We start from the raw sequence: 16,499 nt of genomic DNA on the forward strand, positions 1-16,499 counted from the left end.
GTTGCCCGCGATCCTTCGGCACGCTAGTTCCCGGCTGGCTACAACAATCGCGCCAATCGATCAACCCCAAACACGACCACAACAGGCACCGCAAGCGCCAGTGCAGCCAAAATAAGCAGCGTCGAGACAACACTGACCATCGGATCAACGAAGTTTCGCAGGGCTGTCCACTCTAACACCGGCAGCGTTCGGGTGCCGAAATCGGAGAGAAACAGCGCGATCAGAAACTCATGGAGGCTGAGGATCGCGGCAACGAAGGCCGCAGCGATCACACCGCTCCGAATCTGTGGGAACACAACCTCCCGAAACGTCTGCCAGCGCGTCGCCCCAAGGTCGCGGGCGGCCTCATGGGTCTGCCAGTCGACACGGGTCAACACCGCCCGAACGACGATGAAGACGAACGGCACGGTCACCAGCGTGTGCCCAAGGATGAGCGCGAGATAGCTCCCACGAATCCCCAATCGAGCGAAATACACCGACAGCGCAAGCGCGAGCACAATGAGTGGTGTCGGCAACGGCAACACGAGTAGCGTCGTGATGGCTTTCCGGAAGCGGCCCGCGGATAGCGTCCACGTTCCGTATGCGCCGGCTGTCCCAAGTGCTGTCGCCAGTATCGCTGTTCCGGTCGCGACAATCGCACTGTTGAGGAAGGCCGCCTGCCATTTTGCCTCCTCCAAAAAGAAGGCCCGATAATACCGCACCGACAGCTGTTCCGGTGGAAACACCACGTCGGGTGTCGCTGAGATCGAGGTGGCCACCACCACCACAATCGGGAGGAGCACGAACCCAAGTAACAACCAGATGCTCGCCCGAAACAGGCCGGTACCGAGCTGTCGCCGTCTCACAGCACCCCCTCCGTTGTGTCGGCTGGGCCGAACCGCCGAACGAGTGCAACCGCCAGACCGATGACGAGGACGACGACAACGACAGCCTCGATGCCGAGGGCGGCCGCCCGCGGCCAGTCAAACGTGGTGTTGACGAACCGCCCCGCCTCGCTGGCGACGGTTCGCTCACTCGGCGAGCCAAGGATGCTCGGTGCGGCAAACGCGACCGTGCTCCACGAAAAGGCGGTGATCCCACCCGCAAGCAATCCAGGCACCGCCTGTGGCACCACGACCTCTAGCACCGACCGTGGCCGCGAGGCCCCGAGATCGCGGGCGGCCTCGACGTGTGACCAATCGAGGGATGTCAACACGGCGTACACAGCAAGCACAACGTACGGCAGCATCGAGTACACCAGCCCGATGACGACGCCGACCCCATTGCCAAGCAGTGCGACTGGCGATTCCGCGAGTCCACTCCCGACGAGCAGGCTATTGAACGTGCCATTCGGGGCGAGCAACGGCACCCATGCGTACACCTTGATGACGATCGAGATGAGCAACTCGACGAGCACCGCCCCGAGCAACACCGCCCGGAACCGGCCGCTGGCCCGCCAGGCGGCGTACGCGTAGATGAACCCAACCACGAGCGTGATCGCAGTAACAACCGCCCCCAGTTGGAGACTGAACAGCAGCCGCCCTTGGAGATAGCTGTCAGTCAACAGCTGGGTGTAGTTGGTGACCGTCCATGTTCCGGGCTGGTAGAGGCCGTCTGGGGTTGACGCATAGAAGCTCATGCGGAGGAGATAGCCCAGTGCGCCGGCGAAGACGACCAACTCGAACCCAACCACCGGAAGCACTAACAGCCCGGTTCGGGTACCGACGCGGTCACGTGCCATCGATAGCGCCGCCGCCAACCGTGTGCGTGCCTGCGCCATTATCCGATGCGATCTCCACTGTTGTCGAAGTAACGGAGGGCAGCCGGTGGCCATCGAAGCACGACCGACGCCCCGCGGTCAAAGCCCGGATCTGCGCGGCTGCTGTACTCGACGAATGGATTTGCCTCACCGACGGCAACGTAGTACCGCACCATCGATCCACGGTATAGCACGTCGGTCACCTCGCCGTGCACCTGTTGGGTGCCGTTGCCATCTGCCTGGATCTCTCCTGGCGGTTCGGGCTGGTCGGCTGCGACCAACTCGGCGTCTTCCGGGCGCAACGAGACGGCGATCGGGCCGGAGAGCTCACCCGCGTCTGCTTCGTCCGGTAACCGAAGCGACCCCAGCGGCGTCTGGACGGCTGGCGGCTCACCAGCAATCGGCCCCGAAACTATGGTCACCTCGCCAAGGAACGCTTCGACAAATCGCGTGGCTGGATTCTGATAGACCGCACGGGGAGTTCCAACCTGTACGACGCGACCATCGCGCATGATCCCGATCCGATCAGCCAAGGTGAACGCCTCATCCTGATCGTGTGTTACGTGTACCATCGTCGTCGCCACGCGCTCGTGGATCCGTTTGAGCTCCAACTGCATCTGCTGTCGGAGCCCCTTGTCGAGATTCGACAGCGGCTCATCGAGCAACAACACGCCGGGATCGACCGCCAGCGCGCGCGCCAGCGCGATCCGCTGTTTCTGGCCGCCGCTGAGTTCGGCTGGCCGCTTGTCGGCGTGGGCGGTCATATCAACTGTCGCCAGCAGCTCACGCGCTCGTTCGCGACGCGTGTCCGCATCGACGCCCGCCATCCGTGGCCCAAAGACGACGTTTTCCAGCGCGGTTCGCCGCGGAAACAGCGCCCAGTCTTGGAACACCATCGCCGTCTCTCGGTCGGCGGCTGGGCGGTCGGTCACATCGTGGCCGCCGAGTTCGATCCGCCCGCTCGTTGGCGTGGTGAGCCCACCGATCATCCGGAGGGTTGTCGTTTTGCCACAGCCCGACGGCCCGAGCAGGCAGAACAGCTCGCCGGGCTCGATGGTGAGGTCGACCCCATCGACGGCGGTGGTGTCGCCGTAGGTCTTCCGTAGCTCCGAGAGGACGATCGGCTCGGCGGACATCTATGCGGTGGTAATCTCCGTAAATCGATCTGAGAGGTCGCTTTGATACGGCGATAGCTCTTCGGCGTTGCCGATGACGAAAAACGACTCCATCTCTGCGTTCGTCTCGGGGTAGACGCCTTGGAGCCGCTCGGCGTAGTTGCCGGCGACCTCCTTGTTTGCGGGCACGTAGTAGCCGTTCTGATTCCACGCGGTCTGGATGTCGGTTCGAAGCATGAAATCTAAAAACCGCTCGGCCTCGTCGCGTTTCTTCGTGTTGGTGACACAGAAGTTGGTAAAGTATCCCGGCGATGTTTCCGGCAGTACCATCTGATAGTTTGAATCTGGGCGGTTGTCGATTCCAGCGAGCCCGGAGGCATAGTAGAACGCACCGTAGTCGATTGTTCCGCCGCTTAGTGCTGACCAGACATCGGCCCCACCACGATACCAGGTGGCGATATTTTGGGCCAACGCCTCCAGCGTGGTGAACATCGCATCGTGCATCGACGGATCGTAGATCTCCTCGACACCGTCGGCTTCGTCGGTCAGCAACGCGGCGATAAGCAGCGGGTTCTTCCAGTAGCCGCCGTTCATCCCAGCGGGGGCATCGACCTCCATGAACTCCGACCAGGTGGTCGCATGCGGGCTATCCTCTTTGTAGACAATACCAAGCACGCCACCCTCACCGGGAACGCCGTACTCGTCGGATCGGTACTCCCGGAAGAACGGCCACACTTTCTCCGCATTGGGGACGTTCTCGTAGCGAACAGGCGTCAAGAGGTCTTCGTTGCGGGCGGTCAGATAGTTGAACCCTGACAGGCCAATAATATCGTATGGCGGCCCGCCGTTGCCCTGACTGGCCGAGCGCAGTTTGCTGACGCGGTTGCTCCACGCCTTCGAGACGTTGACTGTCGTCCCGGTTTCTTCCTCGTAGGCGGCGGCAACGGTCTCCTCGAAGACGTTGCCGTAGGCACCACCGTACACCGAGACGGTGAGTGAGTCCTCAGTAGAACTACTGCTGCCGCCAAGACAGCCAGCAACAGCGGCGACAGATCCCCCGACCGTGCCAAGCATGGTTCGTCGGCTGACCCCCCGTCGGTTTGGGGGTGTTGTCGACCGCCCCTCGTTGTCGGACATGAATACCAATGCAAGGGCACGCGCAAACCTAAACCTCACGTCCCGACCCCGCTCGGTCGTTACTGTACCGATCGTGTGTCTCCCTGTATGGGCCAGCGAGGAGTCTGTGATCAACAGTGTCGAACGCACCTCCCGCGAACGCCGCAGGACACAGCGTGGTGTGTCAGCACTCCCGAACGGTAGTTCTTTTGCCGAACCGAGTGACCTCCCTTCATGCCCAGTTTAGGACTGGTGGTCGCCCAATTCAACAGCGCGGTCACCACCGAGATGCAGGCGGCCGCTGAAGACGCCGCCGCCGAGCGTGACGCCGAGCTCAGTGAGGTACTGGAAGTGCCAGGGGCCTACGACGCGCCGCTGGCGGCCGACCGCCTCGCTCGCCGCGAGGACATCGACGCTGTCGCTGTCATCGGTGCGATCGTCACCGGCGACACCGACCACGATCAGGTCATCGCCGACGCCGCCGCACAGGGATTGACCGACGTGAGCCTTGACCGGGATACGCCGGTGACCTTCGGCGTCAGCGGCCCGGGGATGAGCGGCGCGGAAGCCCGCGAGCGCGAACAGAAAGGAGCGGAAGCGGTAAACGCCGCCGTGGACATGGTCAAGGTACTACCATGAACATGGAGTTCGCAGACCGCGTTCAGCGGGTTGAACCGAGCGCGACGCTGGCGATCAGCAACCTCTCCAGTGAGCTTGAAGCCGAGGGGATCGACGTCGTCGATCTCTCGGTCGGCGAGCCTGACTTCCCGACCCCCGAGAACATCGTCGAGGCCGGCAAGGAAGCGATGGACGCCGGCCACACCGGCTACACGTCCTCGAACGGGATTCTCGAACTCCGAGAAGCCCTCGCCGACAAACTCACCGGCCAGGGCGTCGACGCCGACGCCGACGAGATCATCGTCACCCCTGGCGGAAAACAAGGCCTCTATGAGGCGATCAACACCCTGATCGACGATGGCGACGAGGTCGTTTTGCTTGATCCGGCGTGGGTGTCCTATGAGGCGATGGTGAAACTCTCCGGTGGCTCGCTCAACCGCGTCGATCTCTCACCGTACGACTTCCAACTCGAACCAGGCCTCGACGACCTCGCCGACGCCGTTTCCGACGACACCGAGCTCCTCGTCGTCAACTCGCCGTCGAATCCCACTGGAGCCGTGTACTCCGACGAAGCCCTCGAAGGCGTCCGCGATCTCGCGGTCGAACACGACTTTGCGGTCATTTCGGATGAGATCTACGAGCGGATCACCTACGGCGTCGAACAGACCGCGCTGGGCTCCCTTTCGGGGATGGAAGACCGCACGATCACGCTCAACGGCTTCTCGAAGGCGTTCTCGATGACTGGGTGGCGGCTCGGCTACATCCACGCCCCACAGGATCTCATCGATCAGGCCGGCAAACTCCATTCGCACTCGGTGTCCTGTGCGGTCAACTTCGTCCAGCGCGCCGGGATCGAAGCGCTCTCGGAGCGCACCGATGATTCGGTCGTCGAGATGCGTGAGGCCTTCCGCGAGCGACGCGACATGCTGGCCGACCTCTTCGCCGAGCACGGCGTCGATGTCCCGGTCGGCGACGGCGCGTTCTACATGATGATCCCCGTCGATGACGACGATCAGACGTGGTGTGAGGAGGCGATTCAGGAGGCCCACGTCGCCACCGTCCCGGGCAGTGCCTTCGGCGCGCCGGGCTACGCCCGCATCTCCTACGCTGCCAGCGAAGAGCGACTCCGTGAAGCGGTCGACCGCCTCGTCGAAGGCGGCTTCCTGTAAGCCGGGTTCGTACCACGATCGCCGCCAGCGGTTGTCGCTTCTTTCTGCTCGCTACGCTTCTCGCCTCGAAAAAATCGGAAAACGGGAGCCGCGTTACTCGTCGGCGACGACGCTGTAGGAGCCGATCAGGCTCTCGGTGAGGTCGATCCCCTCGACGGTTGCCTTCTCGTCGAAGACCGTGTCGGTAAGTTCGGCGTCCTCGACGTGGGCGTCGGGGAAGACGAGCGTATCCGTCAGCGTCGCGTTCTTGACGGTCGCGCCGTCCATGACGTGCGTTGAGCCGTTGAGATCGCTGTTTTCGACGGTCGCGCTGTCGGCGATCTTCGGCTCGCCACCGAGCTTCCAGTCGACGGCATCGAGGTAGGCCGCGGCTTCGCCGATGTCGAACCACACGTCCTCGAAGGTGAAGGCGTAGACGGATTGGCGATCCTGCAGCCACTGGAGGAACCAACCGGGCTCGTCGGGGTTCTCGTCGTTGGCGAGGTAGGTATCGAATTTCGGCAGTACGTCCGCCGGGAAGGCGTAGCAGGCGATCGAGGCCAGCGTCGTGTTCGGCTCGTCGGGCTTCTCCTGGAAGTTGATGACCTCGTCGCCGTCGAGTTCGACCAGTCCGTAGGATTTTGCGCGTTCGCGGTCGCCGACATCGTAGGCCGCCAGCACCGGCGACTCCTTGTCCTCGAAGAAGCCGACGAAGTCCTCGATATCGAAGCCGACCATGTTGTCGCCGGCGATGATGAGCAGGTCGTCGTCGAGGCCTTCGCGGTCGATCAGTTGGGCGAGCGCGCCGACGACGCCGAACTTCTCGTCCTCGTCGCTGGTGTCCTCGACGGAGAGTTCGGGCTTCTCGTAGCCCTGCTCGTCGACGTAGTTCTTGAAGTCGGCGGCGAACCGCTCGTTGGTGCTGATATACACGTCCTCGACATCGTCGTTGTCGTCGAGTTGGGCGAGCGTTTTGTCGATCACCGTGGTGTCGCCGACCGGCAGCAGCATCTTTGGTCGGTTCCGCGTGATCGGCCACATTCGCGTTGCATAGCCACCTGCAAGAACAATTGCGTCCATAAACTGACAAGCTACCGCCGGTGACTTATACTCTGTTATTGTCATGGTATGCCGTAACACTCACCGCTGCCGGCTGTTCGTCTCAGCGGTCGAGCCGGTCGGCGATCGGTCGGCTGTCGTCGCCTGTGGCGGTGATCGATCTCAGCCTCGTCGTTGCCTCGGTGTCGAACCACAGCCGTCGTCGCCACCACGGCCCGGCCCCGGAGTCGTTTGAGAGCTCGGTGACGATCCGATTGGCTGTTGCCCCGGCGTCGGGCGTGCTCAGCGGCACCGCCCGATCGAAAAGTCGTGACTCGTCGCCCCCACGAACCAACACCTTCGCGTCGAACTCGGCACGCTTGTAGTGGGCGTTGCTGGCGAACGCCGCCTTCTCGGCTGGCGACAACGATCCGCAGGCGTCGCTATCGAGCACCTCGGCGACCCGAAATTCGCCGATCAGATACGCCCCCCACTCCGGGGCGACCCACTCAACAGCCGGGGCGGTGTCGACCTCTGCGGGCGGCTCGTGGCGCGTCAGCGTCGCATAGAAGAACAACGAGTCGCCCGGCTGCAACTCGCTGATCGGGCCGGCCTTGACCCCATGTTCGTCGCCGTAGGTATAGCTTTCACAGCAGGGATAGCCCGCAAACTCGGGGTCGAGATGCACCGAGGTATCGCGGCTCTCACTCGGCAACTCGAACGGGAGCGGTGAAAGCTCGGCCTGCAGGTCGTCGTAGGTTGGCACCTCTGCGGCCGGATCAATCGGTTCGCGTTCGGGAATCGGGAGGTAGACAAAGCTTCCATCGGGATAGATCGGCCCTCTCACGCCCGGAAGGTTCGTGTTGGCGGCGACGTTGATGGCGAGGGCACGGGCCATGACTACCTACTCACGCGCCGGCGGCGCGTCCGGCGGCGACAGCGTCCGCTGGAACTCATCAAAGATCTCGACCTCGTCGTCGATCTCGTGATCGATCTCGCGGTCGTCCTGTCGGTTCGGGAGTCGGCCATCATCGATCGGCTCAGCGACCGCCTCCCAGCCGGGTTTGATCTTGACGCTGTTGGCAGGGGTGCCGACGACGACGTGGTGGGCCGGCACGTCGCCTTGTACCATTGCTCGCGCGCCGACCACTGCGTTCTCGCCGACCCGGCAGCCGGCCCGCACCATCGCATCGTAGGTGACGCGGGCGTCGTCGTCGATGATTGTATGGTAGTTGTCAATATGTGTCTGGTCGACCAGATCGTGATCGTGGCTGTAGATGTGGACGCCATCGGAGATGGAGACGCGGTCGCCGACGGTCAGTTTCCCGCGGTCGTCGAGGTGGACATCGTCGTGGATGACGACGTTGTCACCGATCGAGATGTTGTGGCCGTAGGTGAACGTGATCCCCTTGAAGAATCGGCAGTTGTCGCCACACTCATCGAAGAGGTGGTTGGCGAGCATCTGGCGGAACTGCAGCGCGAAGGCGACGTTGTCGGCCATCGGCGTCGCGTCGAACTGTCGCCAGAGCCACTGGAGATGTTTTGATTCCTCGAATCGGTCTTCGTCTTTCTCGGCATAGTATTCCGATTCCAGTGTCGCGTTACAGGGGTCATACCCTTGGAGCCGAACCCGGGTTGCTGGCGAGACGTCCTCGCCACGCTGCCATGCCTCGTAGGCCTCCCGATCGCCGAACAGATCGACGAGTACGTCGGTGACGACCTCGCAGGTATCTTCCGGCCCCGAGAGCCGTTCATCCACCGACTCGATAAAGCGATCAACCCCGTCGGCCGCCGCGGCCGGCAGGGAGACGTGTCGCTTGGTCATTGGCGTGCGTTGCCTACGAGTAAATAAATGGATTCGGTTGTGTGGGTGTTACCGGCTCCACCATCCGAGTCACCGAGAGAGACGGCGAATCAGTTTTCTACCTTGCGATATAATATCACACAATGCTCGTCCGTGAGTTGATGACAACTAACCTCGTGACTGCCCCGATCGAGGCCGATATGCGGACCGTCGCCAAGCGCATGCTTGAGGAGCGGGTCGGGAGTGTCATCATCACGAACGACGGGACGCCAACCGGGATCGTCACCGAATCCGACGCGCTACTGGTCGGCTATGCCGCCGACAAACCCTTTTCGGCGGTGTCGGCACAAGCGGCGATGAGCCACCCGCTTGCCACTATCGAGCCGACGACGACGATCAGAACTGCCACCGACCGGATGGTCGATGATGGGGTGAAGAAGCTCCCCGTCGTCTCGGAGTTGGAGCTTCAGGGGATTCTCACGATGACCGACATTGTTCGTGCCCACAGCGACCTCCTCAAGGAGGTTCGACAGATCGAACGTGGACGGGGCCTCCACGATCCTGACGATTGGCAACTCTCCGAAGAGTAGCCCCAGCAGCCAAAACAGACCGGCTAACTGTCTCGACCGATATCGATTGGGCATGTACTCGCACCCCACAATTGAAACACTGCACGTCAACCGCGGAGGCGGTCGATGATATCACTGCCACCCGTTCTTGGCATCACCGTTGTCGCCCACACGTTGCTTGCGGTCGGTGTGGTCATCCATGGCCGTCGCACCGACACTGATCCCGGCTACTGGACGCTGGCGACGCTGTTGGTCGGCGTTATTGGTGTCGCCGGCTACCTGTGGCGCCGCTAACACACCCACTGCACCCCTCTCTCATCTGGCCTCTGAACCCCTCAGCTTCTGCTCGAAATCGCCAGCCAACGAGCCGACGGGCCGACGCAACACCACTTTCACTCCGCCGTCAGACACGCGGCACAGTAGTCGTAACGGTATTACCCTCGGCCCCGTCTTGATTGGGTATGGTCGAAAACGTACTCTGGCCGGCGTATTTTGACGCCGACCTGACGCGATCCGAGGGGCGGCGGGTCGCAACCGATCTCGCGGTCGACGAACCCGCTGTTGACGAGATCGCCACCGCCGTCCAGCAGATCGGCTACGACGCCGTGATCGAACGCGACAAGACGTATCCCCGAGCCATCGAGCAACGCGGTCGCGTACTCGTCACGGGCGCAGAGGATACGAAAAACGATCTTGTCCAGGCCGTCGGTGCCTATCTCGGCGTCCTCCGGGAGTAAGATGCAGCGGATCGGCACTGTCGACAAAACCGCCCAAGGTCTCGGGATCGTCGCCCTCGATACTGAGGATACGCCCGACATCGGGCTGATGGTAATCGACGAGTCGCTGTCGACGGTCGGCCGGATCGTCGACATCTTTGGCCCGGTTGCCAGCCCGTATGCGGCGATCACACCGACCGATAGCGCGTCGCTGACGGATCTGGTCGGGACGACGCTGTACGCAGAGTAGCACCACCAACCCCGTTTTCTCAGGTCGGGCTGCAAACACAACGGCCAAACCCCCCACCGTCCAAAGGCGACCATGTTCCCCCGGGAGTATCGCGGCGTCGCCGTCGCCGTCGTGTTGTTCCTCCTCGTCCAGCTCGGCGCGCTCGCGTTGGTGGAGACGTTTTTCCAGCAGGGCTATCAGCCGGTCGAGGATCCGAGCGACCCGACCAACAGCCTGTTTTATATCGGGGCGGTGTTGGTCGCGACGGTCTTCTTTCTGGCGGCGTTCAAGTATGATCTCGACTGGGTCGTCCGCGTCGTCATTGTCGCCACCAGCGGGATGCTCTCGTGGTACGTCTTCAGCGCGATTGTTCCGCCCGGCGTTGCCGCAGTTCTCGGTGCCGGCATCGCCGTCGGGCTGTGGGTCTACCCTGAGTGGTACGTCGTCGACACCGCCGGGGTGTTGATGGGTGCGGGCGCGGCAGGCCTGTTCGGTATTACCTTTGGACTCCTGCCGGCGATCGTCCTGCTGTCGGTGCTGGCGGTCTACGACGCCATCAGCGTCTACAAAACCGAACACATGCTGGATCTCGCAGATGGCGTCATGGATCTCAGAATCCCTGTCATCCTCGTGATCCCACTATCGTGGTCGTACTCACTGTTGGACGACGTTGGCGACGACGCGGACGGCGATAGCGACGACGTTGGTGAGCATGATGCCAACGAGGCTGACGACACAGACGACGAAAATACCGATCCGAGCGATGACATCGCCCCCGGCGACGACGAGCGCGAGGCCTTTTTTATCGGCCTCGGCGACGCCGTGATCCCTGGTGTGATGGTCGCCAGCGCGGCCTTTTTCTCGTCGGCCCCGCAGTACGCCGTGCCTGTTATCGAACTCAACACGCCTGCGCTGTTCTCGTTGGTCGGCACGCTCGCTGGACTGTTCGTGCTCATGTCGATGGTAATGAAAGGGAAACCGCATGCCGGCCTACCCTTGCTCAACGGCGGCGCGATCGGTGGCTATCTACTTGGCGCGCTGTGGGTCGGCATCCCGCTTGCTGAAGCGGTCGGGATCACTGGATTCCTCTGACTCGCGGTTAGCACCCCATCAGTTGTCGACGCCTTCCCGCACTTTGACCGCCATCCCGCTGTCGAAATCAGCCATCGCGTCCGCCGAGAGTTCGGCCCGCCCAACCGCCAGCAGGTCGCCGCGCTCGTGGACAACAAGTACCTCGTCGCCGGGTCGGATCTCGGGGTCGACTTCGCTGACGAACTTGGCGAAGGCGTTCTTGCCCTCCCGCACAAACGGCTCGGAGTCGTCGCCGACGACGACACGGCATCGCGGTCGATCGAAGGCCGCCGCCAGTCGCCGACCGCCGGCGATGCCGAGCGTGAATCGGCCGTCGACACCGTAAGAAACGAGGCGGTTGCCGTCGGCAACAAGTTGCCGCGGGCGACCGCTGCTGGAGCGGCGGATCTCGATGGCCTCGCCGGGTGGGAACAGTACCGCGCCCGCGCCGGCACCGAACTGGTAGTCGGCAATCGTCCGGAGTTCATCGAGGCCGCGGTCGTGAGTGCTGTCGTCGGGTGTCTCGTCGCTTGGGGGTGTCGCCCCCCGGCTGGCTGCCTCATCGCTCATACAGTTGGTGTCTCGTCGGGCGTACAAAAGCGGGGTTGTCTGTGGCGACGATACCGGGTGTAGCTATGAAACGAGTCGCTGCCGAACCCACGCCAACAGCGCGAACAGGACAAGCCCGATGGCGACGCCGGCGAGCGTGCTCTGGAGCAGGGTTCGGCCGAGTGCAAGGCCGATCGCCACGCCGAACGTAAACGGGAGGGCAAGCCCCTCAATCTGGGTGCTTGTGGGCATCTACAGGAGGAACTGCTCTTTGTTGTCGGCGAGATCGGTGAACTCATCTGTCGCGTCGATCAGCTCCTCAGCTGTCGAGGAGCCAAAGGCCATCACCTCAACGCGGACGCCCTCATGACGGAGGTGCGAACAGAGCCGCGAGAAGTCGCCATCGCCGGTACACAACACAACCGTGTCGACGTGGTCGGCCAGCGTGATCGCATCGAGGCTCATCCCGACATCCCAGTCGGCCTTCTTGCTGCCGTCACCAAACGTCTTGATCGCCTTGATCTTGGTCTCGAAGCCGATGTCGACGAGCGCGTCGAAGAAATCCTCCTCGTTGGGTGCGTCCGCCCGGATCACATAGGCGATCGCCCGGGTCAACTCGCGGCCGGCGACCGCCTCGGTCAACAGCCCCTCGTAGTCGATGTTCCGTGAGTAGTCGCTGTGGGCCGTATGATACAGGTTCTGGGAGTCAGCGAGCACGGCAACCCGCTGATCAGGGTGAATGTCGGTCATATCGATCCACGACCGGCCGGCGTGTTGAGCCTGTCGCACCGCTGGTCGGTCGGCTCCCCTCGGCCGCTCTCGGGCTCAGCGATTGAATTTCACGTTCGCGTCGGTGATCGACTCTCGAAGAAACGGGTGTTCAACGGTTTTCTCGATCGACCCGTCTCGTGCGTGCACCGCCAATTCCTTAAAATCAAACTGCTCTTGGGCCTGTTTGCCGTACTCGTAGGCCTGTTTGACCGCGCTTGCGGAGCCGAACACGTAGCGTTCGCCCTCGGGGACGACGAGCCATTTTTTCAACAGCTGGCTGTAGGTGACCCGCAGCGTGCTAAACAGATCGTTCCAGTAGACATCGCCGACGCTTGTTGCTGAATCCCACCGCAGCGTACAGGGGTGGCGGTCGGCCTCCAACCGATCTGAGGCGGCCGCCATCGCCTCCATCCGCCGGCGGTGAACCGAAAAGATCGTCGCCTCCTCGGGGGTGCGCCGGAACTCACGACAGACATAGCCCTGCTCGGTCTCGATGACCTCTAAGGGCTGCTTGCAGGGCGGAGCGTCCCCGCCGCCGAGATGCCCAACGGCGGATCGGTTGTTCGACACGGATACAGATAGCTCCGCTGGAACGCATAAATAAGTTCCCAAGAACTGATCGATCGGGCTGCAGTCTGCCGGATCGTCAAAGAAATAGTATTGAGATACTACTCTCCTCGTCTTCCCGACGGCGACTCACCAAGCTTAGAGCTGTGTGCGGACGCGGCTGATCGCCGGCAACGAGACCCCAAGCACGTCGGCAACGGCGTCGGCCGCGCTCAACAGCCAGTCGGCGCGCTCGATCCGTGAATCAAGATCACCGGGCCCGAGGCGATACCGTTCGACGAGCGTCTCGATCGTGGCGCCCTCGCTCCACTCCGCGAGGATCCGGGCGGTTTTGACCGCCTCAAGCCATCGCTCGAAGTCCTCGGCGTCGCCCATCGCCGTCGTGAACTCGTCGGCGTGCTGGCGGGCGTACTCGTAGATCGCCGCCCGCTCCTCGTTGCCGAGATAGGTATCGTGCATATCCGGCGTGTCACAGATGATCTCCAAGGCGGTGAGCGCGGTCGGCTCGGCCATTTCTCCGGCTGTCCGCAGTCCCTCAACGATCCGCACCCCGGTTTCGGGGGTGATGTACTGCGTTGAGACGGTCGCGCCGATCTCGGTCGCCGCCAGGACGTTACCGTCCGTTGGTTCGTTGTCGCCCGAATCACGGACGACCAGCCCCATCTCGATCAACTCCTCGATGACGGCGGCGACGATGCCAGCGAGGTCGTCGACGGGTGTCTGGTGGGCGTAAAACGTCGCCGCCAGTACGTCCAAGATTCCGGATTCGGTCTCCGCGAAGCCGGAGGCGATAATCGACAGCACGTGGGTTCGCAGCGCGGCCTCGCTCGCCAGCTTCGATTCGACGGCTTCGGGGTCGGTACCGAGATACCGCTCGGCCAACGCCTCAGGGTCGTCGGTATCGACGAGGATCGCCTCGCCGTAGGGGTCGAGATGCGGTCGACCGGCCCGCCCGCACATCTGGTGGATTTCGAGGACGGGCAGCCACTCCGTTCCCGAGCCGGTGTAGCGTTGCTGGTCGCGGACGACGACCCGGCGGGCAGGGACGTTGACACCGGCGGCCAGCGTCGGCGTCGCACAGATGGCATCCAGCGTCCGCTTCCGGAATGCCGACTCGACAAGCGCGCGGTGGCCGCTTCGGAGCCCGGCGTGGTGGAAGGCGACGCCATCGCGCACACAGTCGGCGAGCCGCTGACCGGTGACGGTGCCGTCGAGGGTTTCGATCTCGTCGGCGACGGCCTCGCGGTCGGCCTGCGTGGTGTCGCTGGTATCGTCAGCGTCGCCGCGCAGTCGCTCGGCGAGCGATTCGGCTTCCCGCCGGGAGCGGACAAACGCCAGCGACTGGCCGCCGTCGGCGAGGGCGTCGTCGACAAGCTGGGCGGTCGTTTCGGTGTCGAGATCCGCATCCGGTGGTAGTTCCGCGGCGTCGATCCCGAGCGGGTCGGACGTCTCGTCATCGTATGTGATGGCGTCGCTGTCGGCAACGCCGGTGCGGAGATCGACGGGTCGCCAGTCGGATTCGACGAGTTTCGCGCCGAGCCAGTCGGCGATCTCGTCGGCGTTGGCCACGGTTGCCGACAGCGCGACCAGTTGGACACCCGGTGTGAGACGCCGGAGATGGGCCAGCGTGACCTCCAGTGTCGGCCCGCGATCCGCCTGGCCGAGCAGGTGGACTTCGTCGACGACGACACAGCCGATGTCGTCGACCCAGGAGGCACCGTTGCGAATGGCGGAGTCAACTTTCTCGCTTGTGGCGACGACGATATCGTGATCGGCGAGTTCCGCGGCCGGCGAATCATAATCGCCGGTGGCGATGCCGACATCGACGCCCGGCAGCTCGCTGAAGGTTGCGTGTTTTTCTGTGGCGAGGGCGCGCAGCGGGACGATATACAGCCCCGGCCCGTCGGCGGTGAGCATGGCGAGTTGGGCGATTAGGGTCTTGCCGCTGGCGGTCGGGATCGCGGCCATGACGTTCTCGCCATCGCAGATCCCAGCCTCAACCGTCTCGGCTTGCGGTGGGTACAGCTCTTCGATCCCCTGTCGCTGGAAGTGGGCGACGTGTGGCATCGCAAGCGGCAACGCATCGACCTGCATCTATCGCTTCCTGCGGCCTACTGCCCTAAAAGCCTATGCGGGCCAACCGGCTCAGGCGCGGCTGATCTGCTCGGTGACAACGCGCACGCCGACATCGACGCCGGTTCGCTCCCGGATACGCTCCCTGAGTGCGGCTGCTGTCGGTGGATTCTCACCGTAGACACGCACTGTCACGGTGTCGGGCTGTTGGGTCAGGAGGTTTGGCTCGTAGGTGAACTCCACAGCAAGCAGGTTCTCGGTTGCATCGTCGGCGATCGTCTCAACCTCGGTCTCGAACTGGGCGTTTTCGCGGGCTGCCAGCGAACTGGTCGCCAGAAACGACGTGAGAATCAGGATCGACACCCCAAAGATCAGGAGCCGTCGTCCGGTGAGCCGGCGGGCCTCTTTCTCATCGTACCAGTGGGTCGGTTTGTACCGCCGCACCCAGATTGTCGTCACGCCGGCGACGTTGATCGACAACAGATTGACCGACACCAACACACCCGCGCCGACCGCAAGCGTCGGATCGACGTAGGCGATCCCGAGGCCGACCGCCGCCGCCGGCGGCATCAACGCGACGGCGATCATGACGCCGACCAACGCCTCGTCGGCTCCGGAAGTCAGCGACAGCGCGCCGGCGATCCCCGCGCCCAGCGCGATCGCCAACGAGAGCAGGCCGGGGTGGGCGCGCTCGGCGACCTGCTGAATAAGAAGTAGTTCAAGCTCCGGGGCGAGGACGGCCCGATAGCCAGCGGCAAACAGTGTCGCGCTGCCGACCGCGACCGCGAGGCCGATCGCCTGCGAGCGCATCCCCTCCCAGAACAGCGCGTCGTCGCTGACGACGGTGCCGACACAGGAGGCCATCGCGGGTCCGATCAGCGGCGCGATCACCATCGAGCCGACGACAACCGCCGCGCTGTCTTGCAGCAGCCCGGCGGTGGCGACGATCGCGCTGATCAGCGTCAATGCGATGTAGTTGGTGGTGCTCCGGGAGAGATTTCGCGCCTTCGTCTGGAGTTCCTCTCTGGAGATCCGTTCGTCCTCGGCGACGCCGTTTGTCTCCTCGTCGTCCTCATCGTCGGCCTGCTGCTCTTCGAAGCGGTCGGAGACGATGGTCTCGACATCGGAGACGATCATGTAGCCGTCGCGCTCGACGCCGACATCCCGGAGCTCATCGAGGATCCCCTCGACGCTGTCGACATCGGTCGGGATGTAGACGATGTCGCTGTAATCGCTCCGGGAGGTCTCGCTTGTCATCGCGTAATCGATCTCCGCGTCCTCCAGATACTCGATGACAAGCTGCCGTTTCCCCTCCGGGACGAGTGTTTGGATCAGGCGCATGGCTGATGGCTGGTTGGTGGCGGCCCTCTCGATCGA

20 protein-coding genes are annotated in these 16,499 nt (G+C 63.2%); 7 read left to right on the forward strand and 13 right to left on the reverse strand.

Translation table 11 applies throughout. The annotated features are described in order from the left end of the window. Nucleotides 1-38: 38 nt before the first annotated feature. The 4 genes from DM826_RS05090 to DM826_RS05105 are packed head-to-tail and all read right to left on the reverse strand — an operon-like array spanning nucleotide 39 to nucleotide 3,990. On the reverse strand, nucleotides 39-845 hold the full coding sequence (locus DM826_RS05090; protein WP_165853253.1) for an ABC transporter permease: 807 nt from the start codon (nucleotides 843-845) through the stop codon (nucleotides 39-41). Then, on the reverse strand, nucleotides 842-1,759 hold the full coding sequence (locus DM826_RS05095) for an ABC transporter permease (protein ID WP_165853254.1): 918 nt from the start codon (nucleotides 1,757-1,759) through the stop codon (nucleotides 842-844). Before DM826_RS05095 ends, DM826_RS05090 begins: the two co-directional genes overlap by 4 nt. Then, complete coding sequence (locus DM826_RS05100) at nucleotides 1,759-2,874, reverse strand: ABC transporter ATP-binding protein (protein WP_120102170.1); 1,116 nt, start codon at nucleotides 2,872-2,874, stop codon at nucleotides 1,759-1,761. The genes DM826_RS05095 and DM826_RS05100 overlap by 1 nt, the downstream gene beginning before the upstream one ends. Further along, entirely contained in the window at nucleotides 2,875-3,990 is a 1,116-nt protein-coding gene (locus DM826_RS05105) for an ABC transporter substrate-binding protein (RefSeq protein WP_120102172.1), read from the reverse strand. It abuts the gene before it with no gap. A gap of 213 nt (nucleotides 3,991-4,203) precedes the next feature. Between DM826_RS05105 and ribH the strand changes: the two genes are divergently transcribed. Together ribH and DM826_RS05115 are read left to right on the forward strand one after the other, a co-directional pair. Continuing rightward, entirely contained in the window at nucleotides 4,204-4,608 is a 405-nt protein-coding gene (gene ribH / locus DM826_RS05110) for a 6,7-dimethyl-8-ribityllumazine synthase (protein ID WP_120102174.1), read from the forward strand. Then, nucleotides 4,605-5,756 (forward strand): pyridoxal phosphate-dependent aminotransferase, encoded by a 1,152-nt coding sequence (locus DM826_RS05115; protein ID WP_120102177.1) that lies wholly within the window; start codon nucleotides 4,605-4,607, stop codon nucleotides 5,754-5,756. The genes ribH and DM826_RS05115 overlap by 4 nt, the downstream gene beginning before the upstream one ends. Nucleotides 5,757-5,849: 93 nt before the next feature. On the opposite strand, the gene DM826_RS05120 is transcribed toward DM826_RS05115, so the two are convergent. From DM826_RS05120 to DM826_RS05130, 3 genes are all read right to left on the reverse strand, one after another. Beyond that, nucleotides 5,850-6,815 carry a nucleotidyltransferase family protein gene (locus tag DM826_RS05120; protein WP_120102179.1) on the reverse strand — a complete coding sequence of 322 codons (966 nt, stop codon included), beginning with the start codon at nucleotides 6,813-6,815 and terminating at the stop codon, nucleotides 5,850-5,852. Between the two features lie 82 nt (nucleotides 6,816-6,897). Continuing rightward, entirely contained in the window at nucleotides 6,898-7,671 is a 774-nt protein-coding gene (locus DM826_RS05125; protein WP_120102181.1) for an Nmad3 family putative nucleotide modification protein, read from the reverse strand. A 6-nt stretch (nucleotides 7,672-7,677) separates the two neighbouring features. Then, complete coding sequence (locus DM826_RS05130; RefSeq protein WP_120102184.1) at nucleotides 7,678-8,598, reverse strand: acyltransferase; 921 nt, start codon at nucleotides 8,596-8,598, stop codon at nucleotides 7,678-7,680. Between the two features lie 122 nt (nucleotides 8,599-8,720). Here DM826_RS05130 and DM826_RS05135 point away from each other — a divergent pair, with 122 nt between their 5' ends. The 5 genes from DM826_RS05135 to DM826_RS05150 all read left to right on the forward strand — a co-directional run bounded on the left by DM826_RS05135 (nucleotide 8,721) and on the right by DM826_RS05150 (nucleotide 11,183). Continuing rightward, nucleotides 8,721-9,167, forward strand: coding sequence for a CBS domain-containing protein (locus DM826_RS05135; RefSeq protein WP_120102186.1), 447 nt, complete (start codon nucleotides 8,721-8,723; stop codon nucleotides 9,165-9,167). Between the two features lie 105 nt (nucleotides 9,168-9,272). Further along, on the forward strand, nucleotides 9,273-9,440 hold the full coding sequence (locus tag DM826_RS12995) for a hypothetical protein (RefSeq protein WP_165853251.1): 168 nt from the start codon (nucleotides 9,273-9,275) through the stop codon (nucleotides 9,438-9,440). A gap of 167 nt (nucleotides 9,441-9,607) precedes the next feature. Next, on the forward strand, nucleotides 9,608-9,883 hold the full coding sequence (srp19, locus tag DM826_RS05140) for a signal recognition particle subunit SRP19 (protein WP_120102188.1): 276 nt from the start codon (nucleotides 9,608-9,610) through the stop codon (nucleotides 9,881-9,883). A gap of 1 nt (nucleotide 9,884) precedes the next feature. After that, complete coding sequence (locus DM826_RS05145; RefSeq protein ID WP_120102190.1) at nucleotides 9,885-10,112, forward strand: H/ACA ribonucleoprotein complex subunit GAR1; 228 nt, start codon at nucleotides 9,885-9,887, stop codon at nucleotides 10,110-10,112. A 72-nt stretch (nucleotides 10,113-10,184) separates the two neighbouring features. Then, nucleotides 10,185-11,183 (forward strand): presenilin family intramembrane aspartyl protease PSH, encoded by a 999-nt coding sequence (locus DM826_RS05150; protein WP_120102192.1) that lies wholly within the window; start codon nucleotides 10,185-10,187, stop codon nucleotides 11,181-11,183. 18 nt (nucleotides 11,184-11,201) lie between these two features. Here the strand turns inward: DM826_RS05150 and DM826_RS05155 are convergent, their stop codons facing one another. The 6 genes from DM826_RS05155 to DM826_RS05175 form a co-directional block, all read right to left on the reverse strand. Next, nucleotides 11,202-11,732 (reverse strand): PUA domain-containing protein, encoded by a 531-nt coding sequence (locus tag DM826_RS05155; RefSeq protein WP_120102194.1) that lies wholly within the window; start codon nucleotides 11,730-11,732, stop codon nucleotides 11,202-11,204. A gap of 63 nt (nucleotides 11,733-11,795) precedes the next feature. After that, a complete protein-coding gene (locus tag DM826_RS13000; RefSeq protein ID WP_165853255.1) occupies nucleotides 11,796-11,963 on the reverse strand; it encodes a hypothetical protein in 168 nt (55 codons plus the stop codon). After that, a complete protein-coding gene (locus tag DM826_RS05160) occupies nucleotides 11,964-12,461 on the reverse strand; it encodes a LabA-like NYN domain-containing protein (protein ID WP_120102196.1) in 498 nt (165 codons plus the stop codon). Nucleotides 12,462-12,536: 75 nt separating this feature from the next. Continuing rightward, nucleotides 12,537-13,052 (reverse strand): hypothetical protein, encoded by a 516-nt coding sequence (locus DM826_RS05165; RefSeq protein WP_120102198.1) that lies wholly within the window; start codon nucleotides 13,050-13,052, stop codon nucleotides 12,537-12,539. A gap of 135 nt (nucleotides 13,053-13,187) precedes the next feature. After that, complete coding sequence (locus DM826_RS05170; protein ID WP_120102200.1) at nucleotides 13,188-15,143, reverse strand: DEAD/DEAH box helicase; 1,956 nt, start codon at nucleotides 15,141-15,143, stop codon at nucleotides 13,188-13,190. Nucleotides 15,144-15,194: 51 nt separating this feature from the next. Continuing rightward, nucleotides 15,195-16,463 (reverse strand): TIGR00341 family protein, encoded by a 1,269-nt coding sequence (locus tag DM826_RS05175; RefSeq protein ID WP_120102203.1) that lies wholly within the window; start codon nucleotides 16,461-16,463, stop codon nucleotides 15,195-15,197. Nucleotides 16,464-16,499: the final 36 nt, after the last annotated feature.

The sequence above is a fragment of the Halonotius aquaticus genome, from assembly GCF_003605575.1.
GTDB classification, from domain to species: Archaea; Halobacteriota; Halobacteria; order Halobacteriales; family Haloferacaceae; genus Halonotius; species Halonotius aquaticus.

Excerpts from the sequence above, each read along its gene's own strand:
- DM826_RS05095 (WP_165853254.1), bottom strand. The coding sequence starts at position 1,759 with ATGGCGCAGGCACGCACACGGTTGGCGGCGGCGCTATCGATGGCACGT.
- DM826_RS05100 (WP_120102170.1), bottom strand. The coding sequence starts at position 2,874 with ATGTCCGCCGAGCCGATCGTCCTCTCGGAGCTACGGAAGACCTACGGC.
- DM826_RS05105 (WP_120102172.1), bottom strand. The coding sequence starts at position 3,990 with ATGTCCGACAACGAGGGGCGGTCGACAACACCCCCAAACCGACGGGGG.
- ribH (WP_120102174.1), top strand. The coding sequence starts at position 4,204 with ATGCCCAGTTTAGGACTGGTGGTCGCCCAATTCAACAGCGCGGTCACC.
- DM826_RS05115 (WP_120102177.1), top strand. The coding sequence starts at position 4,605 with ATGAACATGGAGTTCGCAGACCGCGTTCAGCGGGTTGAACCGAGCGCG.
- DM826_RS05120 (WP_120102179.1), bottom strand. The coding sequence starts at position 6,815 with ATGGACGCAATTGTTCTTGCAGGTGGCTATGCAACGCGAATGTGGCCG.
- DM826_RS05125 (WP_120102181.1), bottom strand. The coding sequence starts at position 7,671 with ATGGCCCGTGCCCTCGCCATCAACGTCGCCGCCAACACGAACCTTCCG.
- DM826_RS05130 (WP_120102184.1), bottom strand. The coding sequence starts at position 8,598 with ATGACCAAGCGACACGTCTCCCTGCCGGCCGCGGCGGCCGACGGGGTT.
- DM826_RS05135 (WP_120102186.1), top strand. The coding sequence starts at position 8,721 with ATGCTCGTCCGTGAGTTGATGACAACTAACCTCGTGACTGCCCCGATC.
- DM826_RS12995 (WP_165853251.1), top strand. The coding sequence starts at position 9,273 with ATGATATCACTGCCACCCGTTCTTGGCATCACCGTTGTCGCCCACACG.
- srp19 (WP_120102188.1), top strand. The coding sequence starts at position 9,608 with ATGGTCGAAAACGTACTCTGGCCGGCGTATTTTGACGCCGACCTGACG.
- DM826_RS05145 (WP_120102190.1), top strand. The coding sequence starts at position 9,885 with ATGCAGCGGATCGGCACTGTCGACAAAACCGCCCAAGGTCTCGGGATC.
- DM826_RS05150 (WP_120102192.1), top strand. The coding sequence starts at position 10,185 with ATGTTCCCCCGGGAGTATCGCGGCGTCGCCGTCGCCGTCGTGTTGTTC.
- DM826_RS05155 (WP_120102194.1), bottom strand. The coding sequence starts at position 11,732 with ATGAGCGATGAGGCAGCCAGCCGGGGGGCGACACCCCCAAGCGACGAG.
- DM826_RS13000 (WP_165853255.1), bottom strand. The coding sequence starts at position 11,963 with ATGCCCACAAGCACCCAGATTGAGGGGCTTGCCCTCCCGTTTACGTTC.
- DM826_RS05160 (WP_120102196.1), bottom strand. The coding sequence starts at position 12,461 with ATGACCGACATTCACCCTGATCAGCGGGTTGCCGTGCTCGCTGACTCC.
- DM826_RS05170 (WP_120102200.1), bottom strand. The coding sequence starts at position 15,143 with ATGCAGGTCGATGCGTTGCCGCTTGCGATGCCACACGTCGCCCACTTC.
- DM826_RS05175 (WP_120102203.1), bottom strand. The coding sequence starts at position 16,463 with ATGCGCCTGATCCAAACACTCGTCCCGGAGGGGAAACGGCAGCTTGTC.